Below are 25581 nucleotides of genomic sequence, written 5' to 3' on the forward strand. Positions count from 1 at the left end.
ATCAGACAAGGACGAACACAGCGTGGTGGATCACTCCCCGACCGACGACTCCGGCGACTTCCGCATCGAGCACGACACGATGGGCGAGGTGCGGGTCCCCCGCGACGCCCTCTACGCCGCGCAGACCCAGCGGGCGGTCGAGAACTTCCCGATCTCGGGTGCGGGGCTCGAGCCGGCCCAGATCGCGGCCCTCGCGCGCATCAAGAAGGCGGCGGCGCTGGCCAACGCCGAGCTGGGCGTGCTCGACGCCGACATCGCCACGGCGATCGCCGACGCGGCCGACCTCGTCGTCGGGGGCGGCTACGACGCGCACTTCCCGATCGACGTCTACCAGACCGGCTCGGGCACGTCCTCGAACATGAACATGAACGAGGTGCTGGGCTCGCTGGCGACCACGGCCCTCGGCCGCACCGTGCACCCGAACGACCACGTCAACGCCTCGCAGTCCTCCAACGACGTGTTCCCCACCTCGGTCCACGTCGCCGTCACCGGCGCGCTCATCGAGTCGCTGATCCCCTCGCTCGAGCAGCTCGCCGAGTCGCTCGAGGTCAAGGCGGAGCAGTGGGCCGAGGTCGTCAAGGCCGGCCGCACCCACCTGATGGACGCCACCCCCGTCACGCTCGGCCAGGAGTTCGGCGGCTACGCCGCGCAGATCCGCCTCGGCATCGAGCGCGTGCGGTCGGCGCTCCCCCGCGTCGCCGAGGTCCCGCTCGGCGGCACCGCGGTCGGCACCGGGATCAACACCCCCGCCGGCTTCCCGCAGAAGGTCATCGCGCGCCTCGCGGAGGAGACGGGCCTTCCCGTCACCGAGGCCCGCAACCACTTCGAGGCCCAGGGCGCGCGGGACTCGCTGGTCGAGGCCTCCGGAGCGCTGCGCGTGCTCGCGGTGAGCCTGACCAAGATCAACAACGACCTCCGCTGGATGGGCTCCGGCCCCAACACCGGCCTCGGAGAGCTGCGGATCCCCGACCTCCAGCCCGGATCCTCGATCATGCCCGGCAAGGTGAACCCGGTGATCCCGGAGGCCGTCCTCATGGTCTGCGCGCGCGTGATCGGCAACGACGCCACCATCGCCTGGGCCGGCGCCTCGGGTGCCTTCGAGCTCAACGTCGCGATCCCCGTCATGGGGACGGCGCTGCTGGAGTCGATCCGCCTCCTCGCGAACTCCGCCGTGCTGCTCGCCGACAAGACCGTCGACGGCCTCGAGGCCGACGTCGAGCACGCCCGCGCCCTCGCCGAGTCCTCCCCCTCGATCGTCACGCCGCTCAACAAGGTGATCGGCTACGAGGCCGCCGCCAAGGTCGCGAAGAACTCGGTCGCCAAGGGGATCACCGTCCGCGAGTCGGTCGTGGACCTCGGCTTCGTCGAGCGAGGCGAGGTGACGGAGGAGCAGCTCGACAGCGCCCTCGACGTCATGTCGATGACCCGCCCCGGCTGAGCCCGGCCCTCCGACGGCCCGTCCCTGCGCTCGGCGCGGAGGCGGGCCGTCAGAGCACCAGCCAGAACCCCGTGAGCAGGAACGGTCCGAACGCGACCCGTCCGCGGGCGCGCAGCACGAGCACCCACAGCCCTGCCACCGCGAAACCGACAGCGGGCGCAGCGACGACCTGCTCGGGTCCGAGAGCCGCGAGCGGCGGTGCGAGGGCCGCCTGGAGCTTCACGTCGCCGAGGCCCAGCCCGCCCGCCGCATGCAGCACGCCCAGGCACAGCACCGTCGCGAGGACGGCGAGAAGCGTCCCCGCCGTGGGCGCGAGGACGGCTCCGACCACCAGCAGCGGGAGCGTGACCGCGTTCGGGAGCCGGTGCCCGCGCACGTCCGCCAGCACCAGCGGCACGCTCACGAGCGCCACCGGGACGAGGCCGGGCGCCCGACCGAGGTGCGGGGCCCCGATCAAGAGGAGCACCAGGGCGCCGAGGAGCAGGGCGGCCCGGTCGAGCAGAGATCCGCGGAGCATCCGCCGAGACTAGGGGGCGACGCCCTCGGGGCGTCGGAGTTCTCCACAGGGCGGCCCGCCGGCGTGCTCGGGCGGCGGCGGGTCCCATCCCGGCCTCAGTCGTGCGGCGGCAGCGGTCCCAGCAGGAGCGACGCCCAGGCGCCGTGCGCCGACGCGTCGTCGGAGGGGTGGAACTGCCCGGCGAGCACGTCGCGGTAGAGGCGACCGAGCTCCGACCGGCGCTGGTACGCCGAGCCGCCCGCGATCCGGACGGCGCTCTCGACCACGCGGAGCGCTCCCTCCGTGGTGCGGATCTTCACCCCGACCAGCGAGGGGAACCAGCGCGCGCCGCGGTCGACGAGCGCGTCCACGTCGGCCGCCGCCGAGCGCAGGGGCGCCTCGAGCCCGTCGAGCAGCATCCCGGTCTCAGCCACCCGGTGCCGCACCTCGGGGTCCTCCGCCAGTGGCCGCCCTCCCGCCCGGAGGGAGGCCCGTCGGCGGACGGAGGCGACGGCGAGCTCGAGCGCGCGCTGCGCGACACCGAGGTAGACCGAGGAGATCAGCAGCTCGAAGGCCGCGAAGACGGCGAAGACGAAGGGGTCGGCGGTCGGTCCGACGGGCAGCGAGCGGATCATCCGCTCGGCCGGGACGACGACGCCGTCGAGCACCGTCGTGCGGCTCTGGGTCGCCCGCATGCCGAGCGTGTCCCAGTCGTCGCGGACCTCGAGCCCGGCGACCGGCGAGTCCGGGCGCTCACGGTGCACGAAGCCGTGCACGAGCCGCGGCTCCGACCCGCTGTCGTCGCGGCCGAACACGCCGAGCCGCGTCCAAGCGGGCGCGAGGGAGGTGAAGACCTTCGTGCCGGTGAAGCGGTAGCCGCCGTCCCCGAGCGGCTCCGCCCGCGTCAGCGAATCCGAGAGCACCAGGTCGTTGCCCGCCTCGCTGTTGCCGAAGGCGAAGACGTGACCCGTCGCGGCGTCGACGAGAACCGAGCGGAGGGAGTCGTCGCCCCGCTCGAGCAGGAGTCGCGCGATCCCGGTCCAGACCAGGTGCATGTTGACGGCGAGCGCGGTCGCGGGCGCGGCCGTCGCGAGGCGCGTCTGCTCGGCGGCCGCCTGCTCCAGGCCGAGGCCGGCACCGCCGAGCTCCTCGGGGACGAGCAGCGCCAGGTACCCGATCGAGCGCAGCTCCTCCAGGTCGTCCGCGCAGAACGCGTTGCGCTCGTCGTAGTCGGCCGCGCGGGTGCGGAAGCGCTCGAGGAGCGCGTCGTCGAGGATGCTCACCCGTCCACGCTACGCCCCGGTGCCCTGCAGGGACGCGCCCGGCCCGGGGATCCTCGGATCCCACGGGCCGGACGCACGGCGAGCCCGTCAGGCGAGCTCGTTCGATTCCAGCATCTCGGTGACCAGAGCGGCGATCGCCGAGCGCTCGGAGCGGGTCAGCGTGACGTGCGCGAACAGCGGGTGGCCCTTCAGCGTCTCGATCACGGAGGCGACCCCGTCGTGCCGGCCGACCCGGAGGTTGTCGCGCTGCGCCACGTCGTGGGTCAGCACCACCCGGGAGTTCTGCCCGACGCGCGAGAGCACCGTGAGCAGGACGTTCCGCTCCAGCGACTGCGCCTCGTCGACGATCACGAACGCGTCGTGCAGCGAGCGCCCGCGGATGTGCGTGAGCGGCAGCACCTCGAGCATCCCGCGCTCGATCACCTCGTCGAGCACGTTCTGCGACACCAGCGCCCCGAGCGTGTCGAAGACCGCCTGCGCCCAGGGGTTCATCTTCTCAGCCGCGTCGCCGGGCAGGAAGCCGAGGTCCTGGCCGCCCACCGCGTAGAGCGGCCGGAAGACCATGATCTTCTTGTGCTGGCGCTTCTCCAGCACCGCCTCCAGGCCCGCGCAGAGCGCCAGCGCCGACTTGCCGGTGCCGGCCCGGCCGCCGAGCGAGACGATGCCGACCTCCGGGTCGAGCAGCAGGTCGATCGCGAGCCGCTGCTCCGCCGACCGCCCGTGCAGGCCGAACACGTCCTTGTCGCCGCGGACCAGCGTGATCTGCCGCTTGCCAGTGACCCTCGCGAGAGCGGAGCCGCGGTCGGAATGGACGACGAGTCCGGTGTTGACCGGGATGTCGGCCACGACGTCCGTGAAGAGCCGCTCGCGGTCGTAGAGCTCGCTCATCGCGTCGCCGCCGAGCGTCACGTCGTCCATGCCGGTCCAACCGGACTCGGGGGCCTGCTCGGCCAGGTACTCCTCCGCGGCGAGGCCGATGGAGGCGGCCTTCACGCGCATCGGCATGTCCTTGGACACGACGGTCACCGCGGCGCCCTCGCTCTGCAGGTTGAGCGCGACGGCGAGGATCCTCGCGTCGTTGTCGCCCATCTGGAGCCCGCTCGGCAGCACCGACATGTTCGAGTGGTTGAGCTCGACGCGGAGCGTGCCGCCGCGGCCGACGGCGATGGGGAAGTCGAGGCGCTCGTGCTGCACGCGCAGCTCGTCGAGGCGGCGCAGGGCCTGCCGGGCGAAGTAGCCGATCTCGGGATCGTTGCGCTTGCCCTCGAGCTCGCTGATGACGACGATCGGCAGCACGACGGCGTGCTCCGCGAACCGGAACATCGAGGAGGGATCCGACAGCAGCACCGAGGTGTCCAGGACGTAGGTGCGGAGGAGCTGATCGGCCGGATCCGAGGACCCGTGCTGGACACGGCGGTGGACGCCGCCCTGCGTCCCGGTCTGCGGATCCATGCCCTGGGGAACTGTCACGACGACTCTCCACACTCCGGGGGCCGGAGCCCCCGGCTCATGTCCTCGAGCCGGCCTCATCGGTGCGTGTCGTGCACCGCGCAGTGTCCCTTCGGCGTCTGCGCGATGTCGAGCCGTACTTCTGTGGCCGTCTCGACCAGGCGCTGTACCTGATGACTCGAACCTAACCCGGCGAATGACATCCGTGTGCTTCTCACCGCTACGAATGTGTAACCAGTGTGTGAACGCGCGGAATCCGGCCTAGTAGTCGATGCTCGTGGCCGACGAGATCAGGGCGGCGCGGAGCAGCGCGAGGGTCGCGTCGGTGGTGCCGGCGTGCGCGCTGAAGCGGACGGTGCTCGGACGCAGGCGCGCGGTGACGCCGTGCGCGGCGAGGGAGGCTGCCAGCGGGGCCAGCTCCTCCGGCTCCGGCTCGACGACCACGATGCCGGCGCGCTCGTGCTCGCCGCGGGAGCCCACGACCGCCAGTCCGAACTCGTCCGCGAGGTCGACGATCGCGCTGACCCGCTCCGCCACGAGCGCGGCGATCGTCGACTGCCCGACCGCGGCGACCTCCTCCAGCGCCGACGCGAGCCGGGCCTGGGCGATCGGGTCCGGGTTGCTGATGCTGAAGGCGCGGGCGTCGCCGCGCGGCGGAGCCACCTCGTCCCACGGCTCCGCCTGCTCCGATCCCGTCCAGCCGGAGAGCACCGGGGTCAGCTGCGACAGCGCCCGCTCGCTGAGCGCGAGGAAGCCCGTCCCCCAGCCGGCGCGGAGCCACTTCTGGCCGCCGGTGACGACCACGTCCGCCAGCTCGTAGGGCGCGTCGACGACGCCGAAGCCCTGGATCGCGTCGAGGACGAGCATCCGGTCGCTGATCACGTCACGGATCGCCGCGACGTCCGCGAGGTAGCCCGTGCGGGAGTCGACCAGGCTCACCGCGACGGTCGTCACGTCGTCCGTGAGCTGCTCGCGGACCGCCTCCGGCGTCACCCGTCCCTGCTCGGTCCGCAGCCAGCGGGGCTCCACCGAGCCGAGAGCCTGCGCCGAGCGCACCGCCGCGAACGGCAGGCTCGGGAACTCCGCGGCCGACAGCAGCACCGCGCCCGAGGCGCCGAACAGCGCGTGCAGGAGGCCGGTCGAGGTGTTGGGCTGGAAGACGACGCGGTCGCTGGGGACGCGCACGAGCGCCGCCGCCGCCTCCCGGACGCGCTCGTCCTGCCGGAACAGCTCGTCGAGGGTGCCGCTGCGCGCGCGCGCCAGCAGCTCGACGGCCGCCTCCTGCTCGGCGGCGACGGTCGCCGAGAGCGGGCCCACCCGGCCGAAGTCGAGGTACCCGGTCTCCTCGCCGAAGCCGGCGAGGTAGTCCTCGGTCGTGGTGGAGGTGGCCTCGTTCGAGCTCATGCCGGCCCTTCCGGTCGGTGGTGCGGCAGGAGCCGCGAGGTCAGCTGCCGAAGCGGCGGTGCCGTCCGGCGTAGTCGCGGAGCGCGCGGAGGAAGTCGACCTCGCGGATGTCGGGGCCGAGCGCCTCCATGAAGTAGAACTCGCTGTGCGCGCTCTGCCAGAGCATGAAGTCGGAGAGGCGCTGCTCACCCGAGGTGCGGATGACCAGATCCGGGTCGGGCTGCCCGCTGGTGTACAGGTGCTCGCCGATGAGCTCCGGGGTCAGCAGGCCCGCGACGTCCTCGATGGAGGAGCCGCGCTTGCCGTGCTCCTCCAGGATGCTCCGCACGGCCTGGGCGATCTCGTGCCGCCCGCCGTAGCCGACCGCGAGGTTGACGTGCAGGCCCGTGTGGGAGGCGGTGCGCGCCTCCGCCGTGTCGAGCGCCGCCACGAGCGAGGGCGGGAGGCCCTCGTCGGAGCCGACGTGCTGCACCCGCCAGTCGGGCTGCTGGGAGACCTCCTCGGCGAGGTCGGCGATGATCGCGATCAGCTCGGTCAGCTCGCTGCTGTCGCGGCCGACGAGGTTGTCCTGCGAGAGCAGGTAGAGGGTGACGTGGCGCACACCGAGCTCGTCGCACCACTGCAGGAACTCGTGCACCTTGGCGGCTCCGGCCCGGTGGCCGTGCGCGGCGGTCTCGAGGGCCCGCTGCCGCGCCCAGCGCCGGTTGCCGTCGATGATCATCGCGACGTGGTTCGGCAGGGAGTCGGGGGGAAGGCTCGAGCGGAGGCGCTTCTTGTAGACGCCGTAGAGGAGGTCCCTTCCCACAGGCAGTCTCGGCTTCGGCACAGTGACACGGTAGTCGACCCGGGGCGCTCCTCGAAGCCCGGCGGCGCTCGGCGTCGGCCCGGGACGGCGTCGTAGTCTGTCCGGCATGAGCCAGCGGCCGACGCCTCCCCCGTCCGATCCCCGCGCCCGCACTGTCCGCGGCAGAGACGCCGTCGGAGCGGACGGCCCGGACCTGCCCGCCCTCCCCCTCGTCGAGGACGCGATCGAGCACGACTCCTCGGCGGAGGTCCGGCCCACCTGGCGCGGCTGGATCCACGCCGGCCTCTTCCCGCTCGCGATCGTCGCCGGAGTGGTGCTGATCGTGGTCGCGGAGGGGACCGCGGCGAAGTGGGCGGCCGCGGTGTTCGCGGCCACGTCGCTCCTGCTCTTCGGCAACTCCGCTCTGTACCACCGCTTCGACTGGAAGCCGCGGACGAAGATGATCCTCAAGCGGATCGACCACGCCAACATCTTCCTGCTGATCGCCGGCACCTACACGCCGCTGGCCGTGCTCGCCCTGCCGCCCGCGCAGGGCACGCTCCTGCTGGTCCTGGTCTGGGCGGGGGCGCTGCTCGGGATCGGCTTCCGCGTCTTCTGGATCGGGGCGCCGCGCTGGCTCTACGTGCCGCTCTACCTGCTGCTGGGCTGGGCGGCCGTGATGTACCTCGGTCCGCTCTTCGAGGCCAGCGCGACGATGATGGTGCTCGTCCTCGTCGGGGGGCTCTGCTACTCCGCGGGCGCCGTGATCTACGGGATCAAGAAGCCCAACCCGGTCCCGGGCGTCTTCGGCTTCCACGAGATCTTCCACGCGCTCACGGCCGTGGCGTTCCTCTGCCACTGGACGGCGGCGCTGATCGTCTCGCTCCACCCCGCCTACAACGCCTAGCGGGGCCCGGGCCCACCGGTGCGGGCCGGGCTCAGCCCTCGCTGCGCTCCGCCTCCTCGGCGTCGAGCCGCTCCTTCACCTGGGCGGTGTAGGTGGTGCGCCGCACGCGCCGGACCATGTCGAGCGCGAGGAGGACGGCGGCCAGAGCGATCACGAGCATCGTGATGAAGCCGAAGAGGCCCGGCGTGACCGTGTCCTCGTTGAACTCGGGGCCGGGGGTCGGCACCGTCGTGGAGGCGAGGACGACGGCGCGCTGGGCGCCCTCGAGCAGCGCGGCGATCACGCGCGCACCTCGTCGGCGACGACGACGCCGGAGCCGTCGGGCTCCGGGGACACCGGGGCGTCCCCCGAGGGCTCGGGGTCGGGAGCGATCGGCGGGACGACTGCGGTCGGGCCCGGGGCGAGCTCGGCCAGGTCGAGACCGGCGAAGAGATCCGTCTCGGGCGTCGGCGCGTCGACCCGGCTCTCGACGAGCTGGAAGTCGTCGGTCGGCCAGGCGGCGTCGATCGCCTCGTGCGGGAGGAAGAAGAAGGCGTTGTCCGGAGCGACCTGGCTGGCGTGGGCCAGCAGGGCCGCATCGCGCCGATCGTGGAAGCCGGAGATCACGACCCGCGTGGTCGCGAGGTACGGGGTGTCCTCGTTCCAGCGCTTCATCTCCTCGAAGACCGACAGGCGCGGGTCCTCCGGGTCGATCGAGCGCAGGTGCTCGGCGATCGCCCGCAGCTTCTGGCCGCTGAAGACGCGGTCGTAGTACAGCTTCGAGACCGACCACGGAGCGCCCGTGTCCCGGTACTCCTCGGCGAGGCCCGCCGCGCGGTAGGCCTCGACGGCGACCTGGTGGGCGCGGATGTGGTCGGGGTGCGGGTAGCCGCCGTTCTCGTCGTAGCTGATGATCACGTGCGGCCGGAACCGGCGGACCAGGCGCACGAGCGGAGCGGCGGCCGTGGCGAGCGGCAGACCCGCGAACGAGGCGGCGTCGACCTTCCCGTCCTCGGGCATGCCGGAGTCGACGAAGCCGAGCCAGGCGTGCTCGACGCCGAGCGCCTCGCGAGCGGCCGCCATCTCGTAGCGGCGGAGGCCGCCGATGTCGCGCTCGGCGTGCGCGCGGGCCTCGAGGCCCTCGTTCAGCACGGAGCCGGCCTCGCCTCCGGTGCAGGAGACGACCATGACCTCGGCGCCCCGCGAGGCGTAGGCGGCCAGCGTCGCCGCGCCCTTGCTCGACTCGTCGTCAGGATGGGCGTGCACGGCGAGAAGGCGCGGAGTGTCCCGCACCTCCGAATCGACGGAGACCTCGACGGCCTGGGACACGATCGCTCGATTCCTCGGGGTTTAATGGGATCGGCGCTCCCGTCCGCGTAGGACGCGCGCCACCCGTCCAGAGTAGACGCATCACCCAGGGAGTTCCGTGGCCGCCCGCACGTCCGAGAGCGTCGAGGGAGCCGCCGCGCCCGCACTCGATCCGGACGCGGTCCGCGCCGCCGGACCCCTCGCCACCCGCTACGGCCGCACGACTCGCACCCGCCGCGGGAACCGCTGGCTCTTCGGCGGCGTCGCGCTCGCCTTCGTCGCCGTCTTCGCCGCCTGGGTCGTCTGGGCCGGACTCGACGGAGCACGCGGCGGAGTGGACGTCCAGGACACCGCGCACCAGGTCGTCGACGACCGCACCGTCACCGTCTCCTTCGACCTCACCGCGCCCGTCGGCCGCGAGGTCGCCTGCGCGGTCCAGGCCCTCAACGAGCAGTCCGCCGTGGTCGGCTGGCTGGTCGTGGAGTACCCCGCCACGACGGAGCGCTTCCGCTCCTACACGGAGACCGTCCGCACCACCGAGCTCGCGAACACAGGTTTGATCTCCTCCTGCTGGCTCCCGTAGGCTTGCCCGAAGCCCTGACGGACTCGTCGGGGCCTCGCCATTCCCACCGCCGCCTGACGCCGGCCGTCCCCACCGCCGGACGCGGACACCTCCGCACGGTGCTGCCGGGCGCCGCGAGCGCGGCCCGCAGAGCAGGAGCCCACCATGGCCGACCAGTCACAGGTGACCTGGATGACCCAGGAGTCGTACGACCGCCTCGAGGCGGAGCTCACCGAGCTGTCCACCAACGGACGCGAGGAGATCGCCAAGCGCATCGAGGTCGCCCGCGAGGAGGGCGACCTGAAGGAGAACGGCGGCTACCACGCCGCGAAGGACGAGCAGGGCAAGATCGAGGCCCGCATCCGCCAGCTGACCTCCCTCCTCCGCGAAGCCGAGATCGGCACGCCCCCCGAGAGCCACGGAGTCGTCGAGGCCGGCACCATCATCACCGCCGAGATCGCCGGCGACGAGTCCCGCTTCCTCCTCGGCAACCGCGAGATGGCGGGCGAGAGCGACCTCGACGTCTACAGCCCCCAGAGCCCCCTCGGATCGGCGATCATGGGCCTGAACGTCGGCGACACCGCCCGCTTCACGGCACCCAACGGGCGGGAGATCGAGGTCCGCGTCGCCAACGTCGAGACCTGGTCCGGCCACTGATCGCACGTCGCGGCGCTCTCCGCGGCGTTGTCGTCGGGCGCGATACCGCCGGTATCGCTTCCTCCTCCGCCTTGCGGAGAACGCCGCGACGCACGATCAGCCCTCTCCAGACGGGGGGGGCGCCGGCTTCGCGGCGACAGCGTCGGGCGCGATACCGCCGGTATCGCTTCCTCCTCCGCCTTGCGGAGAACGCCGCGACGCACGATCAGCCCTCTCCAGACGGGGGGGCGCCGGCTTCACGGCGACAGCGTAAGGCGCGATACCGACGGTACCGCTTCCTCCTCCGCCTTGCGGAGAACGCCGCGACGCACGATCAGCCCTCTCCAGACGGGGGGGCGCCGGCTTCGCGGCGACAGCGGAGGACGCGAGATCGCCGGTACCGCTTCCTCCTCCGCCTTGCGGAGAACGCCGCGACGCACGATCAGCCCTCTCCAGACGGGGGGCGCCGGCTTCGCGGCGACAGCGTCGGGCGCGACACCGCCGGTACCGCTTCCTCCTCCGCCTTGCGGAGAACGCCGCGACGCACGATCAGCCCTCTCCGAACGGGAGCGCCGCGCAGGCTTCGCGGTGACGGCGAGAGCGCGAGATCGCCGGTACCGGCTTTGTCCTCCGCTCTGCGGAGAACACCGCGGCGCCCTCGAGCGGTCAGTTGCGGGAGATGCGGGGGGCGTAGCCGGCGTCGGTGAGGACCTTGATGACCCGGTCGGCATGCTCGGGGCCGCGGGTCTCGACGCTGATCTCGATCTCGACCTCGCTGATCTGCAGGCCCCGGCCGTGCCGGGTGTGCAGCACCTCGACCACGTTCGCGTTCGCCTCCGAGATGAGCTCCGCGATGCGCGACAGCTGCCCCGGACGATCCGGCAGCCCGATGCTCATCTTGAGGTAGCGCTCCGACGCGGCCAGGCCCCGGCTGATCACCCGCTCCATCATCAGCGGATCGATGTTGCCGCCCGACAGGATGACCGCGGTCGCTCCGGCGTCGCGGATCTTCCCCGTCAGGATCGCCGCGATGCCCACCGCGCCCGCGGGCTCCACCACGAGCTTCGCCCGCTCCAGCAGCACCAGCAGGGCCCGGGCGATGTCGTCGTCCTCGACGGTGACGACCTCGTCCACCATCTCGCGGACGATCGCGAAGTTCAGCTGCCCCGGCTTCGCCACGGCGATGCCGTCGGCGATCGTCGGAGAGATCGTGATCGCGGTCGGCTCACCGCTCGCGAGCGAGAGCGGGTACGGCGCCGCGTTGGCCGCCTGCACGCCGATGACGCGGAGCGTGCGCCCCTCCTCGGCCGCCTTCTGCTTGGCCGCCGATGCGACCCCGGCGATGAGGCCGCCCCCGCCGATGGGCACCACGATGGTCTCGACGGCGGGGGCCTGCTCGAGGATCTCGAGGCCGACCGTGCCCTGCCCGGTGATCACGTCGGGGTGGTCGTAGGGAGGAACGAAGACCGCGCCGGTGCGCTCGGCGAACTCCGCCGCCGCCGCGAGCGCCTCGTTGAAGATGTGCCCGCTCAGCACCACGTCAGCGCCGTAGTCACGGGTGGCCGCGAGCTTGGGCAGCGCGACGCCGATCGGCATGAAGATCGTGGCCTTGATCCCCAGCTCCCGCGCCGCGTAGGCGACGCCCTGCGCGTGGTTGCCGGCCGAGGCCGCCACGACTCCGCGGGCCCGCTCCTCCGGGGTGAGCCGCGACATCCGGAACACGGCTCCGCGGATCTTATAGGAGCCGGTGCGCTGGAGGTTCTCGCACTTGAGGAACACGGGCGAGCCGAGGACCTGCGCGAGGAAGGTGCTCGTCTCCATGGGGGTGGCGGCGATGACGGGGGCGAGGACGACGCGGGCCGCCTCGAACTCGTGGAGGGCGGGTCCGACGACGCGGCTAGTCTGCATGCTCTGCGGCAACTCTCTCGGGGGTTCGGGTCGGCGAGCGCCAGGCTCCGCTCGCGACGTACTTGACCATGACGTTGAGCGTGGCCACGACGGGCACCGCGAAGAAGGCGCCGGCGATGCCGCCGATGATCGAGCCTCCTGCCACCGCGAGCACGACGGCCAGCGGGTGGACCTTGACCGCCGACCCCATGATCAGCGGCTGGAGGATGTGGCCCTCGAGCTGCTGCACCGCGAGGACGACGATCAGCAGGAACAGCGCGATCAGCGGTCCGTTGTAGACCAGCGCGATGAAGACGGCCAGCGCCCCGGTCACCACGGCGCCGATGACCGGCACGAAGGAGCCGAGGAAGACGAGCACGCCGATCGGGATGGCCAGCGGGACGCCGAGGAGGAAGGAGCCGAGGCCGATGCCGACCGCGTCGACGAAGGCGACCAGGATCTGCACCTTCACGAAGTTGGTCAGCGTCACCCACCCCGCGCGGCCGGCGCCGTCGACGGCTCCGCGGGCGCGACGCGGGAAGAGGCGGACGACCCAGCTCCAGATGTTCGGCCCGTCGATGAGGATGAACAGCGTCGAGAAGAGGGTGAGCAGCACGCCCGTCAGCAGGTGGCCGACGGTCGAGCCGACGCTGAGCGCGCCGCTGACCAGCATCCCCGAGTCCTGCTGCAGGGCCGTGAGGGCCTGCTGCGCGTACTGGTTGATGTCGGTCTCGGTGAGGTGGAGCGGCGACTCGAGGAGGAAGGCCTTGAAGTCGTCGTAGGACTGCACCGTCTGCCGGCTGAGATCGTCGAAGCCGGAGTAGACCTGGGTGACGACGAGGAAGAGGAGCCCGCCGATCACCACGACGATCCCCAGCTCCGCCAGGACGACGGCGGCCCACTTGGGCCAGCGGTGGCGCTGGAGGAAGCTCGAGAACGGCACGAGCAGGGCGGCGATCACGATCGCGAGCAGGAGCGGGATGACGATCAGCCGCAGCTCGATGACGAGCAGCACCAGCACCGCGAGCGCCGCGACCACGACGAGGACGCGCCAGGCCCAGGCGCCGGCGATGCGCATCCCGTCGCTCACGAAGGCCGAATCGGCGACGGGAGCGGGCCGGGAGGGGGCGGCCGGGGCGGCGGGCGCGGCGGGCTGGACGGCGCGCGGGCCGGAGGTGCGGCGGGACCTGCCGAGTCTCATCTGCCCAGACTAGGCCCCGGCGCATACCCCGCGCGGTATCCCCGGGGAGTGCTCATGCGGCGGCGCCGACCGCCGCCTGCTCCGGTGCCGGACCGACGGCGACCGGGCGCCGCGCGGGCAGCACGCCGACCCGCTCCCCCGGCTCGAGGCGGTGCCCCGACGCGTGCTGGACGGTGACCTCCTCGCCCGTCGACAGCCGGACTGTCGAGCGCCGCACCGGCCCCAGGAAGCTCGAGGCGAGGACGACTCCGGGCAGGGAGTCGGGAGCGCCGTCGGCCACGACGGCGAGGTCCTCGGGGCGGAGGAACACCGACACGGGCCCGTCGGCCGCCGCCGCGTCGACGAGCGGCAGGCGCACGCCGAGCGCGAGGACCGATCCCGACGAGACCGTCCCCGCGACCACCGTCGAGAGGCCGACGAAGCGGGCCGTGAAGGCGGTCGCCGGGCGCGCGTAGAGGTCCTCCGGTGCACCCAGCTGCTCGATCCGCCCGGCGTTCATCACCGCGACGCGGTCGGCGACGGCGAGCGCCTCCTCCTGGTCGTGCGTGACGAAGAACGTGGTGATGCCGATCTCGGACTGCAGGCGCTTGATCTCGTCGCGCAGCTGGACGCGGACCTTCGCGTCCAGGGCCGACAGGGGCTCGTCCAGCAGCAGCACCCGCGGCCGCGTGACGAGGGCGCGCGCGAGCGCCACCCGCTGCTGCTGGCCGCCGGAGAGCTCGTGCGCGTAGCGGTCGCCGAGGGCGCCGAGGCCCACGACCTCCAGCGCCTCCCCCGCGGCCGCCCGGCGCTCGCGCGCCCCGACTCCCCGGGTGCGCAGCCCGAACTCGACGTTCTCGCGCGCCCGCAGGTGCGGGAAGAGCGAGTACGACTGGAAGACCATGCCCATGTCGCGCTTCGCGACGGGGACGTGGGCGACGTCCTCCTCGTTGACGAGGATCCGCCCCGCGTCGATCCGCTCGAGACCGCTGAGGGCGCGCAGGGCTGTGGTCTTGCCGCAGCCGGAGGGGCCGAGCAGCGCGATGAACTCACCCGGGGCCACGTCGAACGAGACGCCGTCGAGCGCTCGCGCGGAGCCGTAGTGCCGCTCCACGTCGACGAAGCGCACGCGGGCGCCGGGGAGGGTGGGAGCGGTCACGAGGAGCCTTTCGAGGAGCGGGCCCGGCCCGTCGGCAGGCCGATCCGCGCGAGGCGGCCGATCCCGAGCAGGAGGGCGAAGGCGAAGAGGAGCGAGAGCAGCGAGAAGATCACGGCGACGTAGGCGTCGGACTTCGACACCTGCACCAGGCCGGTCTGGAGGGTGGTGCGGCTGAGGAGCGAGGCGATCGTGTACTCGCCGAGAACGACTGCGACGGTGATCAGCGCGGCCGCGACCAGGCCCCGGCGCAGGTTCGGCAGGAGGACCCTCCCGAGCACCGCGAGCGGGCCCGCGCCGAGCGAGCGGGCCGCCTCCGAGAGCGTCACGGCGTCGAGACCGGCGAGGTCCGCCGCCACGGCGCGGTAGGCGTAGGGCAGGACCAGCACCCCGTAGGCGAGAGCGAGCGTCCACGGCGCGGAGCCGGCGAGCTCGGTGACCACGGAGTAGACCGGCGCGAGGCCGACGACGAGGACGATGGCGGGCACGGTCAGCGGGAGCAGGCAGACCAGCTCCAGAGCCCGGCGCAGGCGCGGGAGCCGGATCTCGACGAGCAGCATCGTCGGCACCAGCAGGACCAGGACGATGAGGGCGGTGACGACGGCGAGGACCAGCGAGTTGCCGATCCCCTGGAACAGCGAGCGGTAGGCGCGCTCGTTCTCCGGGTCGAGGATCGCCGTCCAGTGCGAGAGGTCGTGGCCGTCGGCGCCGCGGAGCGTGAACTCCGCCATCGCGACGATCGGAACGGCGAACACCAGCCCGGTGATCACGAGCACCGCCCCGGACAGGAGCCGCGCGGGCCTCATCGCTGCCACCGCCGGGCCCGGCGCTGCAGCAGCGCGTACCCGGACATCAGGACCACCATCACCGCGAGCATCCCGAGCGCGAGGGCGCCCGCGAGGTTCTCACGGCCCAGCACCGTCTCGCTGACCAGCGCGGCGCGGATCTGCAGCGGGACGATCTGCGCGCCCTGGCTGATCAGCGCCGCCGCGGTGGCGAAGGAGGAGAACGCGTTCGCGAACAGCAGCAGCACGCAGCCGAGGAACGACGGCGCCAGCACCGGGAGGGCGACGTGCAGCCAGTAGCCGAGCCGGCCCCCGCCGAGCACCGCGTTCGCCTCGGCCCACTCCGGGCGCAGACCCTCGAGCGCGGGCAGGAACGTGAGCACCATCAGGGGCACCTGGAAGTAGAGGTAGGGCAGGACGAGCCCGGGAAGCTGGTAGAGCCACACGCCGTCGGCGTAGAGGTCGACGCCCGCTCCCGCGAGGAGGGTGGTCACCAGCCCCTGCACGCCGATCGTCGCGATGAAGGCGAACGCGAGCATCACACCGCCGAACTGCGCGAGGACGCTCGCCGCCGCATCGACGACGGTCCGGAGCGCCCCGCGCGGATCGGAGCCGAGCAGGGCCAGGCACACGACCGCGCCCAGCACCGCGCCGACGACGGCGGTCACGGCCGAGAGCCCGAGCGACGCGCCGAAGGCGGACAGCACGACGGGATCCCCGAGCGCGAGCACGTTAGCCGTGGTGAAGCGGCCGCCTCCGTCCGTGAATCCGGTCGCCACCGCGAGGACCGTGGGGACGGCCAGGAACAGCAGGACGTAGAGCGCGAAGGGGGCGACGCCCAGCACGGCCGGGGTGCCGCGCCGTCCCCGGAGCGCGGACGCCCCGGAGACGGCCTCGGCGGGAGCGGTGGTCACTGGATCGCCGCGGCCCACTTCTTGGCGAGGAGCGACGAGGCCGCCTCGGTCTGCTCCTCCGTGAACTGGACGAGGTCGGAGGGAGCGGCGCCGACGGCGTCGAGCGCGTCCTGGTCGACCGTGCCGGCCTCGGTCATCGCGGCCAGGCGTACCGGGTAGGCGCCGGCGGCGAGGTAGAGGTTCTGCGCGGCGTCGGAGTAGAGGTACTCCTGCCAGAGCCGCGCGGCCGCGGGGTGCGGAGCGTCGGCGTTGACCGCCTGGTTGTAGTAGCTGCCGACGGCGGAGCCCGGGAGGACGGTCGTCGTCCACTCGCGGGTGCCCTCGTTCGCCTTCCCGGCGGCGAGGTTGTTGTAGCTCCAGTCGAAGACGACCGGGGTCTCGCCCGAGGCGATGGTGGCGTCGGTCGGGTCCAGCGGCAGGAAGTTGCCGGCGTCGTTCAGCTTCTCGAAGAAGTCGATCCCCGCCTGGACGTCGTCGGCGGAGCCGCCGGACTGGAGAGCCGCGAGCTGCACTGCGGCCGCGGCGGCTCCCGCCTGGGTCGGGTCGCCGTTGATCGCGACCGAGCCGCGGTAGTCGGCGCCGAGGAGGTCCTCGAGCGACGCGGGCGCAGGCACCGCGGCCGCGTCGAACCCGATCGACATCAGGCCGGTGTAGTCGTTGACCCAGAGGCCCGACTCCTCCTTGTTCCCCTCGGGGATGTCGTCCCAGGACTCGACCTTGTACGGCGCGAACATGTCCGTGTTCGCCAGAGCGACGGCCGGCCCCAGGTCGAACACGTCGGGAGCGGTGTCCTGCCCGGCGAGGTTCTCCGCCGTGCTGATCTCCTCCGCGGAGGAGACGTCGGGGTCGGCGGAGTTCACGGTGATGCCGTACTCGTCCTCGAAGCCGCTGATCAGCTCGCCGTAGTTCGCCCAGGTGTCGGGCAGGGCGATGACGTTGAGCTCGCCCTCGGCCTTCGCCGCCTCGACCAGGGCGTCCAGCCCGCCGAGGTCCGCGGCGGATGTGGCGGACGCCGCGTCCGCGCCGCCGCCGTCGGACGAGGCGGTGGCGCCGCCGGAGCAGGCCGAGAGCGTGAAGACGAGGGCGGTGCCGGCGGCGGCGACCGCGGCGGTGCGCGACAGGCGCTGAATGGTCAAGGGTCCTCCAGGAGTCGGGTGAGCCGCCCCGGTGGGACGGCCTCGGGCACGGTAGGAGCGCCGCGAGTCGGCGAGGGAGCGCGGCGGTGAATGCCGGGCGAACGCCGGGCGCCGAATCGGGGACGGCGATGTCGGGGGCGTTCGCTAGCGTGGGCGGACCATGACCGAGCAGCTCTCCCCCGCGATGGCGCGCCGCATCGCCCTGGCGGCGCAGGGGTTCGGCGTCCCCCGTCCCTCCCGGGTCGACGCGCGCCGGGTGCGGGCCGCCGTGGACCGGATCCGCCCGCTCCAGCTCGACTCGGTGAACGTCTTCGAGCGGAGCCACTACCTGCCGCTGCTCGCGCGGCTCGGCCCGTACGATCGCTCCCTCCTCGACGCCGCGGCCTTCTCCCCCGACGGCCCCTACCTCGAGTACTGGGCCCACGAGGCCGCCCTCGTCCGCCGCGAGGACCTCTTGCTCTACCGCTGGCGGATGGAGCACTACCGCCGGGTCCGCCTGCCCGAGCACGAGGGCTGGGCCCACGAGAACCGCGCCACCCTCGACTGGCTCCGCTCCGCGCTCGCCGACGGTCCCCTCCGCGCCTCCGAGATCGAGCACGAGGCCAACGTCCGCACGGGCCCCTGGTGGGGCTGGTCCGACATCAAGCGCGGCCTCGAGGTCCTGTTCCGCTGGGGCGAGGTGGTGACGGCGGGGCGCACGCGCTTCGAGCGCTCCTACGGTCTCGCCGAGCGGCTCCTCCCGAGCGCGGTGCTCGACGCCGACGTGCCCCTCCCCGACGCCGTCCGCGAGCTCGTGCGCCGGGCGGCCCGGGCCCACGGGATCGGCACCCTCGGCGACCTGGCCGACTACCACCGGCTGCTCCAGTCCCCCACGCGCGTCGCGATCGACGAGCTGGTCGAGGCGGGCGAGCTCGAGCGCGTCGAGGTGCGCGGCTGGGAGCGGGGCGGGCGACCCGTGCCGCTCTGGCGGCACGTCGACGCCCGACGCCCCCGCACGCTCCGGGCGGACGCGCTCCTCTCGCCGTTCGACCCCGTGGTCTGGCACCGGCCGAGGGCCGAGCTGTTCTTCGGCTTCCATTACCGGATCGAGATCTACACCCCGGCCGAGCAGCGGGTCCACGGCTACTACGTCCTCCCCGTGCTCCTCGACGACGTGATCGCTGCCCGGGTCGACCTCAAGAGCGACCGCAAGCGCCGGGTCCTCCTCGTGCAGGCCGCCTGGCTCGAGCCGGGGGCCCCGGCCGACACGCCGGAGCGGCTCGCCGCACTGCTGGTCGAGGCGGCGGCCTGGCAGGGCCTCGACGCCGTCGAGGTCGTCGGTCGCGGCGACCTCGCGGCCGCCCTCGCCGCAGCACTGAGGAGGATCGCGTGAGCGCGCCCGGCGGCGTCCTGGCGCTGGCGCTCTCGGAGCGCTGCGTCGCCCGTCTGCTCGAGCGCGGGAGCGTCGTCGGGGTCGGCACGGGCGAGCTCGCCCATGCGGCCGGCGTCTCCCTCCGGACCTTCCACCGGTACCTCGGCGGGAAGGAGGACTGCGTGCGCCCGGTGCTCGCCGCCGCGATCGCCGCGATGGGACGCGCCCTCCTCGAACGACCGGCCGCCGAGCCGCTGAACGCGGCGCTCGGTCACGCCTTCGCCGCGGCGGCCTCCGGTCCCCAGCTCGACCGCACCCTCCGGCTGATCCCCCTGCTCACCGAGACCTCGGCGATGCGCGCCGTCTGGGCGCAGTCGCTGCACGACGGCGAGGAGGCGCTGACGCCGTTCCTCGCGGAGCGGATGGGACTCGGCCGCACGTCCCCGCACCGGGCGGCCGTCCTGGCCACCGTCGTCCTCGCCCTGGTCCGGCGGGCGCTGGTCGACGCGGCCGCGAGCGGCATCGACCCGGCGCCGGTCTTCGCCGAGTACCTGACGACCGTCGACGGCGGTCCGCTCGCGGCTCCGACCGGATGACGTCCCGTCCGGCGCGGTGACGGGCGCACCTCTGACCGAAGCGGGATGCGGTGCGGGGCGGCGCTCGTCGACGGGGCGTCGGCCGGATCGGCCTGCTAGAAGCGCGAGCCCATCTCGGAGAGGCGGGCGACGCGGTTCGCGATCGGCGGGTGGGTCGCGAAGAGGCGCGCGACCACTCCCGGCTTCGACGGGTCGGCGATCCAGAGGTGCGCCATCGAACTGTTCTGCCGCTGCATCGGCCGGCCCGCGGACTCGAGCTTGAGCAGGGCGCGGGCGAGGGCGTCGGGGTGGCGGGTCGTCAGCGCGCTGGTCGCATCGGCGAGGTACTCGCGCTGGCGGGAGATCGAGAGCTGCACGACCGAGGCGACGATCGGCGCGAGGACCATCGACACCAGCCCGACGATCAGGAGCGCCGGGTTGCCCCCGCCGTTGCCGTTGCCGCCCCGCCCGAAGAAGGCCAGGCGGAGGAAGGCGTCCGAGAGGAAGCCCACCGCGACGACGAGACCGAAGACGATCATCGAGACGCGGATGTCGTAGTTGCGGACGTGGCCCAGCTCGTGGGCCATCACGCCCTCCAGCTCGGCGTCGTCCATGATCGCGAGCAGGCCCGTCGTCGCAGCCACGACGGCGTGCTCGGGATCACGGCCGGTCGCGAACGCGTTCGGCGCCGGGTCGTCGATCAGGTACACCTTCGGCATCGGCGTGCCCGTCGCGATCGAGAGGTTCTCGACGATGCGGTACAGCCTCGGCTCGTCCGCCTTCTCCACCGCCACGCCGCCGCTGAGCGCGACCGCCTGGCGAGCGGCGAAGAAGTACTGGAAGAACGCGTACCCGGCGGCGATCACGAGCACCACCACGACGATCGTCGTGCTGCGGTAGACCGCTGCAGCCAGGGCGCCCAGGCCGCCGATGATCGCCAGGAACAGGACGAGGATCAGGACCGTGTTGCGCTTGTTGCGGGCGATCGCGCTGTACACGGCGGCTGCCTAGAACTGGACGCGCGGGGGCTCCGAGATCGCGGCGAGATCGCCGACCTCGAAGAACTCGCGCTCCGAGAAGCCGAGCCGACGCGAGAAGAGCGTGTTCGGGAAGACCTTCACCTTGGTGTTCATCTCGCGCACGCCGCCGTTGTAGAAGCGCCGGGCCGACTGGATCTTGTCCTCGGTGTCGACCAGCTCGCCCTGCAGCTGGAGGAAGTTCTGGCTCGCCTGCAGCTGGGGGTACGCCTCCGCGACCGCGAAGATCGACTTCAGCGCGCTCTGCATGTGGTCCTCGGCGACCGACGCCTCCGCCGGGCCCTGGGCCTGCAGCGTCTCGGCGCGAGCCTGCGTCACCGACTCGAAGACCTGGCGCTCGTGCGAGGCGTAGCCCTTCACGGAGTCGATCACGTTGGGGATCAGATCCGCACGGCGCTTCAGCTGGACGGTGATGTCGCTCCACGCCTCGTCCACGCGGACGTTGAGGGTGACCAGCGAGTTGTACGTCGCCCAGAGGTAGACCCCGAGGATGACGACGAGCGCGACGACGACGATGAGCGGGACGAGCCATTCCATGCCGTCCAGTGTAGGGACGGCGCGCTCCCCGGCACCTGTCGATGAGGCGCATTCGCAGGGGCGGGTCGGCCCTACTTGAGGGTCTTCTGCAGCAGGACGGTGCTGAGCCAGCGCTCGAACTTGAAGCCGACGCGGCCCATCCGGCCGACCTCGACGAATCCGAACTGCGCGTGCATCGCCAGCGACGCCTCCGCGCCCTTGTCGGCGATGACGGCCATGATCTGACGGATCCCCACGGCCTTCGCGCGCTCGAGGAGCTCGGCCATCAGCGCCCGGCCGAGGCCCTTGCCGGTGGAGGCCGCCCGCAGGTAGATCGAGTTCTCCACGGTGAAGCGATACGCCCGCTTGGAGGACCACGGCGACACCATCGCGTAGCCGAGGATCTGGCCCGACGGCGAGACGGCCACGATGAAGGGCAGCCCGAGCTTCTGGTTGCGGGAGAACTTCGTGCGCCACTCCTTCAGCGTCGAGTCGTCCTCGTCGAAGGTCACCACCGTGTTGCGCACGTAGTGGTTGTAGATCTCGCGGATGTCCGGGAGGTCGGCGTCGCGGGCGTCGCGGATCTCGAACGAGAAGCCGGGCTCGGGAGGCGGCGCCTTCCGCAGGTGCGGCGGCAGGACGCGCCGGCTCTCGTACTCTTCCTCAAGCATCCGGCTCCCCTTCGGCTCCGCCCATCGATCCGGGCCAGCGTAGCCGCCCCGCGGGCGAGCGCCCGGTCACGCGAGAGCGCTCCAGTCGACCGGCTCCGCGCCGCGCTCCTCCAGGAGGGCATTGGCGCGGCTGAACGGCCGGGAGCCGAAGAAGCCGCGCGAGGCCGACAGCGGGCTGGGGTGCGCGCTCTCGATCACTCCGGCCTCCCCCAGCATCGGGCGGAGCGACGCGGCGTCGCGGCCCCAGAGGATCGCGACGAGAGGCGCGTCCCGGGCGGCCAGCGTGCGGATCGCGTGCTCGGTGACCGCCTCCCAGCCCTTCCCGCGGTGCGAGGCGGGAGAGCCGGGGGCGACGGTGAGGACCCGGTTGAGCAGCATCACGCCGCTCGAGGTCCAGCCGCTGACGTCGCCGTGCTCGGGCGGCTCGACGCCGAGGTCGTCCCGGAGCTCGCGGTGGATGTTCTGCAGGCTCCTCGGCAGCGGGCGCACGTGGCGCTCGACCGCGAAGGACAGCCCGATCGGGTGCCCGGGCGTCGGGTACGGGTCCTGTCCGACGATGAGGACGCGCACGTCCGCGAGCGGTGCGGCGAAGGCGCGGAGCACGTCGCGGCCCGCGGGGAGGTAGGGCCGGCCGGCCGCGACCTCGCCGCGGAGGAAGTCGCCCATCGCGGCGATGTCCCCGGCGACGGGGGCGAGCGCCTCCGCCCAGCCCCTGTCGATCAGTCCCGAGGCCGCGAGCTCCGCTAGGTCCACCCGGTCAGCCCGCCGCGAGCGTCGCGACGACGACTCCGGCGTCGCTGCCGCTCACGCGCCACACCGAGCCGGCGCCGCCGACGCGGAGCGCGCCGGTCCCGACGATCAGCACGGTGGACTCGTCGAGCGCGACGCCGCCGTCGACCAGGCCCGCCTCGACGGCCGCGACCAGGCGGCCGAGGGTCCCCAACTGCGCCGCATGCACGTCGACCGTCACGTCGATGAGGCCGATGCCCTCGAGCACCGTGACCTCGTCGAGCTCCTCCGCCGCGCCCTCCGGGACGACGGCGACGCCGCCGATCCGGTGGCCGCCGACGAGGGCGCGGTCGGCCGCGACGGCAGCTCCCGCCGAGTAGCCGGCGTACGGCACTCCGGAGGAGACGAGATCGCGCAGCCGCGGGAAGCAGGCCTCGAGCGCGTCGCGGTAGGCCGGGGTCAGCCCTCCGCCGACGAAGATCCCGTCGACGTCGTCGAAGACCGCGGGATCGATCCGGCCGCCCTCCGGCTTCATCACGGCGAACGCGTCGAGCGGGCCGACCGTCGCGAGCAGTGCCGCGTAGCCGGCGTAGGCCTCCGGGCCGAGCCCGTCGTGGACGACGACGATCGCGATGCGCGGGCCCTCGATCCGGCCGGCGTCGACCGCGTGGGCGCGCGCCTCCGCGAGGAACGCCCCGTACAGCTGCTGGTCGTGCTCGACGCCGCCTCCGCCGCCGATGAGGTGGACGCTCACTCGTCGTCCTCGGCGAGGGCTCCGTCCACCGGGGGCAGAGCCGACCAGGGGAAGACGATCCAGCGCGGGGTGCGGCGCCAGAAGAAATCGGGCTCGAGCACCGTGCGCGGCTTCGTGTAGAGGGTCACGGTGCGCACCTCGGCACCCATCGCGCGGATGAGCTTCACCGAGAGGGCGAGGGTGTGGCCGGAGTCGGAGACGTCGTCGACCAGGAGGATGCGCTTGCCGCGCACGGACGCCTCGTCGAGCAGCGGCGGCAGCACCACGGGCTCCGCCAGGCGCGCCTCGACGCCGGTGTAGAACTCGACGTTCAGCGCGCCGCAGCTCTTGATGCCGAGCGCGTAGGCCACGGCGCCCGCGAGGAGCAGACCGCCGCGCGCGATGGCGACGACCAGCTCCGGCCGGTAGCCCGACGCGACCACGTCGTCGGCCAGGTGCCGAGCGGCGTCGCCGAACTCGAGCCAGCCGAGCACCTCCTTCTCCGTGGCGGCGAGGAGGGCGGCGGAGTCGTCGGCGTCGGAAACCATGAGGGACAGGCTAGGCCGTCGCGGGCCTCCGCGTCACATCGGTCAGGCGCGCGGGGCCAGGGGTCCCTTCGCGACCTTGTGCGGGGCCGCCTGCGCGACCGGCTTGATGGTCACCAGGTCGAGGTTGACGTGGGCGGGGAGCTCCACCGAGGAGACGATCGCAGCGGCGACGTCCTCCGCGACCAGCGGGTCGGGGACCTCGGCGTAGACCGCGTCGGCGCGCTCCCGGTCGCCGCGGAAGCGGACCAGCGAGAACTCGTCCGTGTGCACCATCCCCGGCGCGATCTCGATCACGCGGATCGGCTCGCCGGCCAGCTCGAGCCGCAGCACGGCGACCAGCGCGTGCGCGGCGTGCTTGGCGGCGTTGTACCCGCCTCCGCCCTCGTAGGCGACGTGGCCGGCGATCGAGGTGACCGTCACGATGTCCGCGGAGGTGCCGCTCCCCCGGATCCCGGCCCGCAGCAGCGGGAGCAGCGCGCTGGTCACGAGCTTCACCGAGAGCACGTTGATCTCGAACATGCGGCGCCAGTCCTCGGGGTCGGACCTCTCGACCGAGTCGAGTCCGAGCGCGCCGCCCGCGTTGTTCACGAGGGCGTGCACGGGCCCGGAGGAGGAGAGGTGGTCGCGCAGAGCGTCGACCTGGGCGGCGTCGGTGAGGTCGGCGGCGAAGTACCCGGCGCCGGTCTCGGCGGCGAGCGCCTCCAGCCGGTCGCGCCGGCGCGCGACGGCGACGACCTTCCAGCCGTGCTCGCGGAACAGGCGGACCGCGGCCGCCCCGATCCCTGAACTCGCTCCTGTCACGACAACGCGTCGATCCACGCCCGTCCCCTTCCGTCAAGCCTCGGACACCCTCGACTCCGTCGTCGCAGCCCAACGCTAGTCTGGCCGCGTGCCGCCCGCCGACCCGGTTCCCGCGACCGCCGGGACAGCCGTCACCCCGAAGCGCCGCGTTCCCCTCTGGGACAACGCGCGCTTCGTCTGCGTGACCCTCGTCGTGATCGGGCACGGCGTCCAGAGGCTGACGGCCAACTCCGACACCTCGCTCATCGTCTACCTGACGATCTACGCCTTCCACATGCCGGCGTTCGCGATCATCTCGGGCTACTTCTCCAAGAGCGGCGCCCCGAGCGGGCGTGCGATGCGGCGGGTGCTGACCGACATCCTCCTGCCCTACCTGATCATGGAGACGATCTGGACCCTGGTGCAGTTCCTGGTCGAGGGGAAGCAGGAGTTCAACCCGACGAAGCCGAGCTGGACGCTGTGGTTCCTGCTCGCGCTGGGCATCTTCCGCCTCGTCCTCCCCTACCTGGCGCTGCTGCGCTGGCCGCTTCTGATCAGCGTGGTGCTCGCGGTCGGGGTCAGCTACTACGACAACATCGACTCGACCTTCTCGCTCGCGCGCGCGATCGGGATCCTGCCGTTCTTCGTGTTCGGCTGGCGCCTGCGCGGCTTCGCCCCCGGCGGCCGCTCCGCCGTCGACCGCTGGCTCGATCAGCCGCCGTCGCGGGTGCTCCTCGCCCGGATCCTCGCCGTCGTCCTCTTCGCGGTCACGGCGGTCGTCATGACCGTCAACATCGAGGCGTTCCGAGCGGCGGACCTGCGCTACTGGTTCTTCTACGACCGCCCCTACGACGCCCTCGGCGAGACCCAGTGGTGGGCCGGGCTGGTGCGGCTGGCCCTGATGGCCGGAGCGGTCGTGCTCTCGCTCGCGCTCTTCGCGCTGGTTCCGCGCCGCCGCACCCCGCTCACCGCCTGGGGGCAGTCGACGATGTACGTCTACCTCCTCCACAGCTTCGTCCTCTATCCGCTGCGGGAGTCCGGGATCCTCTCGCGGACGGAGAGCACGCTCGCCCTCGTGCTGATGATCGTGTTCTGCATCGCGGTCTCGGTCGTGCTCTCGCTCGGCTGGACCCGCACCGTCTTCCACCGGCTGGTCGAGCCCCGCGCGGCCTGGCTCTTCGCCCCGGCGGCCGACGAGAGGCCCCGGCGCCCGGACCGCGCCGACCCCACGGGCGCCAAGCGCGACCGGCAGCCCGAGCGGCGCTGACGGCCGTTACCCAGTGTGTCGGCGGTCCTGGCCGCCCGGCGGGCCCCCGCGTACGCTCGTCGCGACGGAG

At 72.8% G+C, this 25581-nt stretch carries 27 protein-coding genes; 7 read left to right on the plus strand and 20 right to left on the minus strand.

Annotated elements, in window-relative coordinates:
- Positions 1-22: 22 nt before the first annotated feature.
- Positions 23-1438, plus strand: a complete 1416-nt coding sequence (locus C5C57_RS01025; RefSeq protein ID WP_104246628.1) for an aspartate ammonia-lyase — start codon at positions 23-25, stop codon at positions 1436-1438.
- A gap of 49 nt (positions 1439-1487) precedes the next feature.
- Here C5C57_RS01025 and C5C57_RS01030 read toward each other — a convergent pair whose 3' ends face one another.
- The 5 genes from C5C57_RS01030 to C5C57_RS01050 form a co-directional block, all read right to left on the minus strand.
- Positions 1488-1955, minus strand: coding sequence for a prepilin peptidase (locus C5C57_RS01030; RefSeq protein WP_104297175.1), 468 nt, complete (start codon positions 1953-1955; stop codon positions 1488-1490).
- Between the two features lie 95 nt (positions 1956-2050).
- Entirely contained in the window at positions 2051-3217 is a 1167-nt protein-coding gene (locus tag C5C57_RS01035) for an acyl-CoA dehydrogenase family protein (protein WP_104246630.1), read from the minus strand.
- Positions 3218-3304: 87 nt separating this feature from the next.
- Positions 3305-4669: a PhoH family protein gene (locus C5C57_RS01040; RefSeq protein WP_104224423.1), complete on the minus strand. Its 1365-nt coding sequence runs from the start codon at positions 4667-4669 to the stop codon at positions 3305-3307.
- 258 nt (positions 4670-4927) lie between these two features.
- A complete protein-coding gene (locus tag C5C57_RS01045; protein WP_104297176.1) occupies positions 4928-6070 on the minus strand; it encodes an aminotransferase class V-fold PLP-dependent enzyme in 1143 nt (380 codons plus the stop codon).
- 40 nt (positions 6071-6110) lie between these two features.
- Positions 6111-6875, minus strand: a complete 765-nt coding sequence (locus C5C57_RS01050) for an isoprenyl transferase (RefSeq protein ID WP_279630826.1) — start codon at positions 6873-6875, stop codon at positions 6111-6113.
- Between the two features lie 106 nt (positions 6876-6981).
- On the opposite strand from C5C57_RS01050, the gene C5C57_RS01055 reads away from it, so the two are divergent.
- On the plus strand, positions 6982-7761 hold the full coding sequence (locus tag C5C57_RS01055; protein ID WP_104246632.1) for a hemolysin III family protein: 780 nt from the start codon (positions 6982-6984) through the stop codon (positions 7759-7761).
- Between the two features lie 31 nt (positions 7762-7792).
- Here the strand turns inward: C5C57_RS01055 and C5C57_RS01060 are convergent, their stop codons facing one another.
- Both C5C57_RS01060 and mca read right to left on the minus strand, forming a co-directional pair.
- Positions 7793-8044: a hypothetical protein gene (locus C5C57_RS01060; RefSeq protein WP_104224426.1), complete on the minus strand. Its 252-nt coding sequence runs from the start codon at positions 8042-8044 to the stop codon at positions 7793-7795.
- The gene (gene mca / locus C5C57_RS01065) at positions 8041-9069 is read right to left on the minus strand and encodes a mycothiol conjugate amidase Mca (protein WP_258063623.1); all 1029 of its coding nucleotides are present in this window, start codon (positions 9067-9069) and stop codon (positions 8041-8043) included. Before mca ends, C5C57_RS01060 begins: the two co-directional genes overlap by 4 nt.
- Before the next feature lie 97 nt (positions 9070-9166).
- Here mca and C5C57_RS01070 point away from each other — a divergent pair, with 97 nt between their 5' ends.
- Together C5C57_RS01070 and greA are read left to right on the plus strand one after the other, a co-directional pair.
- Positions 9167-9631, plus strand: coding sequence for a DUF4307 domain-containing protein (locus C5C57_RS01070; protein WP_104232767.1), 465 nt, complete (start codon positions 9167-9169; stop codon positions 9629-9631).
- A gap of 144 nt (positions 9632-9775) precedes the next feature.
- Entirely contained in the window at positions 9776-10267 is a 492-nt protein-coding gene (greA, locus tag C5C57_RS01075) for a transcription elongation factor GreA (protein ID WP_104225519.1), read from the plus strand.
- A gap of 645 nt (positions 10268-10912) precedes the next feature.
- Here the strand turns inward: greA and ilvA are convergent.
- From ilvA to C5C57_RS01105, 6 genes are read right to left on the minus strand one after another with little or no spacing between them, the layout of a single operon-like run.
- Positions 10913-12154, minus strand: coding sequence for a threonine ammonia-lyase (gene ilvA / locus C5C57_RS01080; protein WP_104297177.1), 1242 nt, complete (start codon positions 12152-12154; stop codon positions 10913-10915).
- Entirely contained in the window at positions 12144-13334 is a 1191-nt protein-coding gene (locus tag C5C57_RS01085) for an AI-2E family transporter (protein WP_104246634.1), read from the minus strand. The genes ilvA and C5C57_RS01085 overlap by 11 nt, the downstream gene beginning before the upstream one ends.
- 52 nt (positions 13335-13386) lie before the next feature.
- Complete coding sequence (locus C5C57_RS01090; protein ID WP_104297178.1) at positions 13387-14472, minus strand: ABC transporter ATP-binding protein; 1086 nt, start codon at positions 14470-14472, stop codon at positions 13387-13389.
- Entirely contained in the window at positions 14469-15275 is an 807-nt protein-coding gene (locus C5C57_RS01095) for an ABC transporter permease (RefSeq protein ID WP_104297179.1), read from the minus strand. The genes C5C57_RS01090 and C5C57_RS01095 overlap by 4 nt, the downstream gene beginning before the upstream one ends.
- A complete protein-coding gene (locus C5C57_RS01100; protein WP_104297224.1) occupies positions 15272-16168 on the minus strand; it encodes an ABC transporter permease subunit in 897 nt (298 codons plus the stop codon). Before C5C57_RS01100 ends, C5C57_RS01095 begins: the two co-directional genes overlap by 4 nt.
- On the minus strand, positions 16165-17304 hold the full coding sequence (locus C5C57_RS01105) for an ABC transporter substrate-binding protein (RefSeq protein ID WP_104297180.1): 1140 nt from the start codon (positions 17302-17304) through the stop codon (positions 16165-16167). The genes C5C57_RS01100 and C5C57_RS01105 overlap by 4 nt, the downstream gene beginning before the upstream one ends.
- A gap of 160 nt (positions 17305-17464) precedes the next feature.
- Here C5C57_RS01105 and C5C57_RS01110 point away from each other — a divergent pair, with 160 nt between their 5' ends.
- Positions 17465-18676 carry a winged helix-turn-helix domain-containing protein gene (locus C5C57_RS01110; protein WP_104297181.1) on the plus strand — a complete coding sequence of 404 codons (1212 nt, stop codon included), beginning with the start codon at positions 17465-17467 and terminating at the stop codon, positions 18674-18676.
- Entirely contained in the window at positions 18673-19251 is a 579-nt protein-coding gene (locus C5C57_RS01115; protein WP_104224435.1) for a TetR/AcrR family transcriptional regulator, read from the plus strand. Before C5C57_RS01110 ends, C5C57_RS01115 begins: the two co-directional genes overlap by 4 nt.
- A gap of 95 nt (positions 19252-19346) precedes the next feature.
- Here the strand turns inward: C5C57_RS01115 and C5C57_RS01120 are convergent, their stop codons facing one another.
- The 7 genes from C5C57_RS01120 to C5C57_RS01150 all read right to left on the minus strand — a co-directional run bounded on the left by C5C57_RS01120 (position 19347) and on the right by C5C57_RS01150 (position 24283).
- On the minus strand, positions 19347-20228 hold the full coding sequence (locus C5C57_RS01120) for a M48 family metalloprotease (protein ID WP_104297182.1): 882 nt from the start codon (positions 20226-20228) through the stop codon (positions 19347-19349).
- A 9-nt stretch (positions 20229-20237) separates the two neighbouring features.
- Entirely contained in the window at positions 20238-20804 is a 567-nt protein-coding gene (locus C5C57_RS01125; RefSeq protein WP_104225511.1) for a LemA family protein, read from the minus strand.
- 71 nt (positions 20805-20875) lie between these two features.
- Positions 20876-21454 carry a GNAT family N-acetyltransferase gene (locus C5C57_RS01130; protein ID WP_104224438.1) on the minus strand — a complete coding sequence of 193 codons (579 nt, stop codon included), beginning with the start codon at positions 21452-21454 and terminating at the stop codon, positions 20876-20878.
- A 66-nt stretch (positions 21455-21520) separates the two neighbouring features.
- A complete protein-coding gene (locus C5C57_RS01135; RefSeq protein ID WP_104297183.1) occupies positions 21521-22207 on the minus strand; it encodes a uracil-DNA glycosylase in 687 nt (228 codons plus the stop codon).
- A gap of 4 nt (positions 22208-22211) precedes the next feature.
- Positions 22212-22937, minus strand: coding sequence for a peptidase S51 (locus tag C5C57_RS01140; RefSeq protein ID WP_104297184.1), 726 nt, complete (start codon positions 22935-22937; stop codon positions 22212-22214).
- Positions 22934-23464, minus strand: a complete 531-nt coding sequence (locus tag C5C57_RS01145) for a phosphoribosyltransferase (protein WP_104224441.1) — start codon at positions 23462-23464, stop codon at positions 22934-22936. Before C5C57_RS01145 ends, C5C57_RS01140 begins: the two co-directional genes overlap by 4 nt.
- Before the next feature lie 42 nt (positions 23465-23506).
- Entirely contained in the window at positions 23507-24283 is a 777-nt protein-coding gene (locus C5C57_RS01150; protein ID WP_258072719.1) for an SDR family NAD(P)-dependent oxidoreductase, read from the minus strand.
- A 70-nt stretch (positions 24284-24353) separates the two neighbouring features.
- Between C5C57_RS01150 and C5C57_RS01155 the strand changes: the two genes are divergently transcribed.
- Entirely contained in the window at positions 24354-25511 is a 1158-nt protein-coding gene (locus tag C5C57_RS01155; RefSeq protein WP_104297186.1) for an acyltransferase family protein, read from the plus strand.
- Positions 25512-25581: the final 70 nt, after the last annotated feature.

Source organism: Rathayibacter sp. AY1C5, assembly GCF_002931705.1.
GTDB lineage: Bacteria > Actinomycetota > Actinomycetes > Actinomycetales > Microbacteriaceae > Rathayibacter.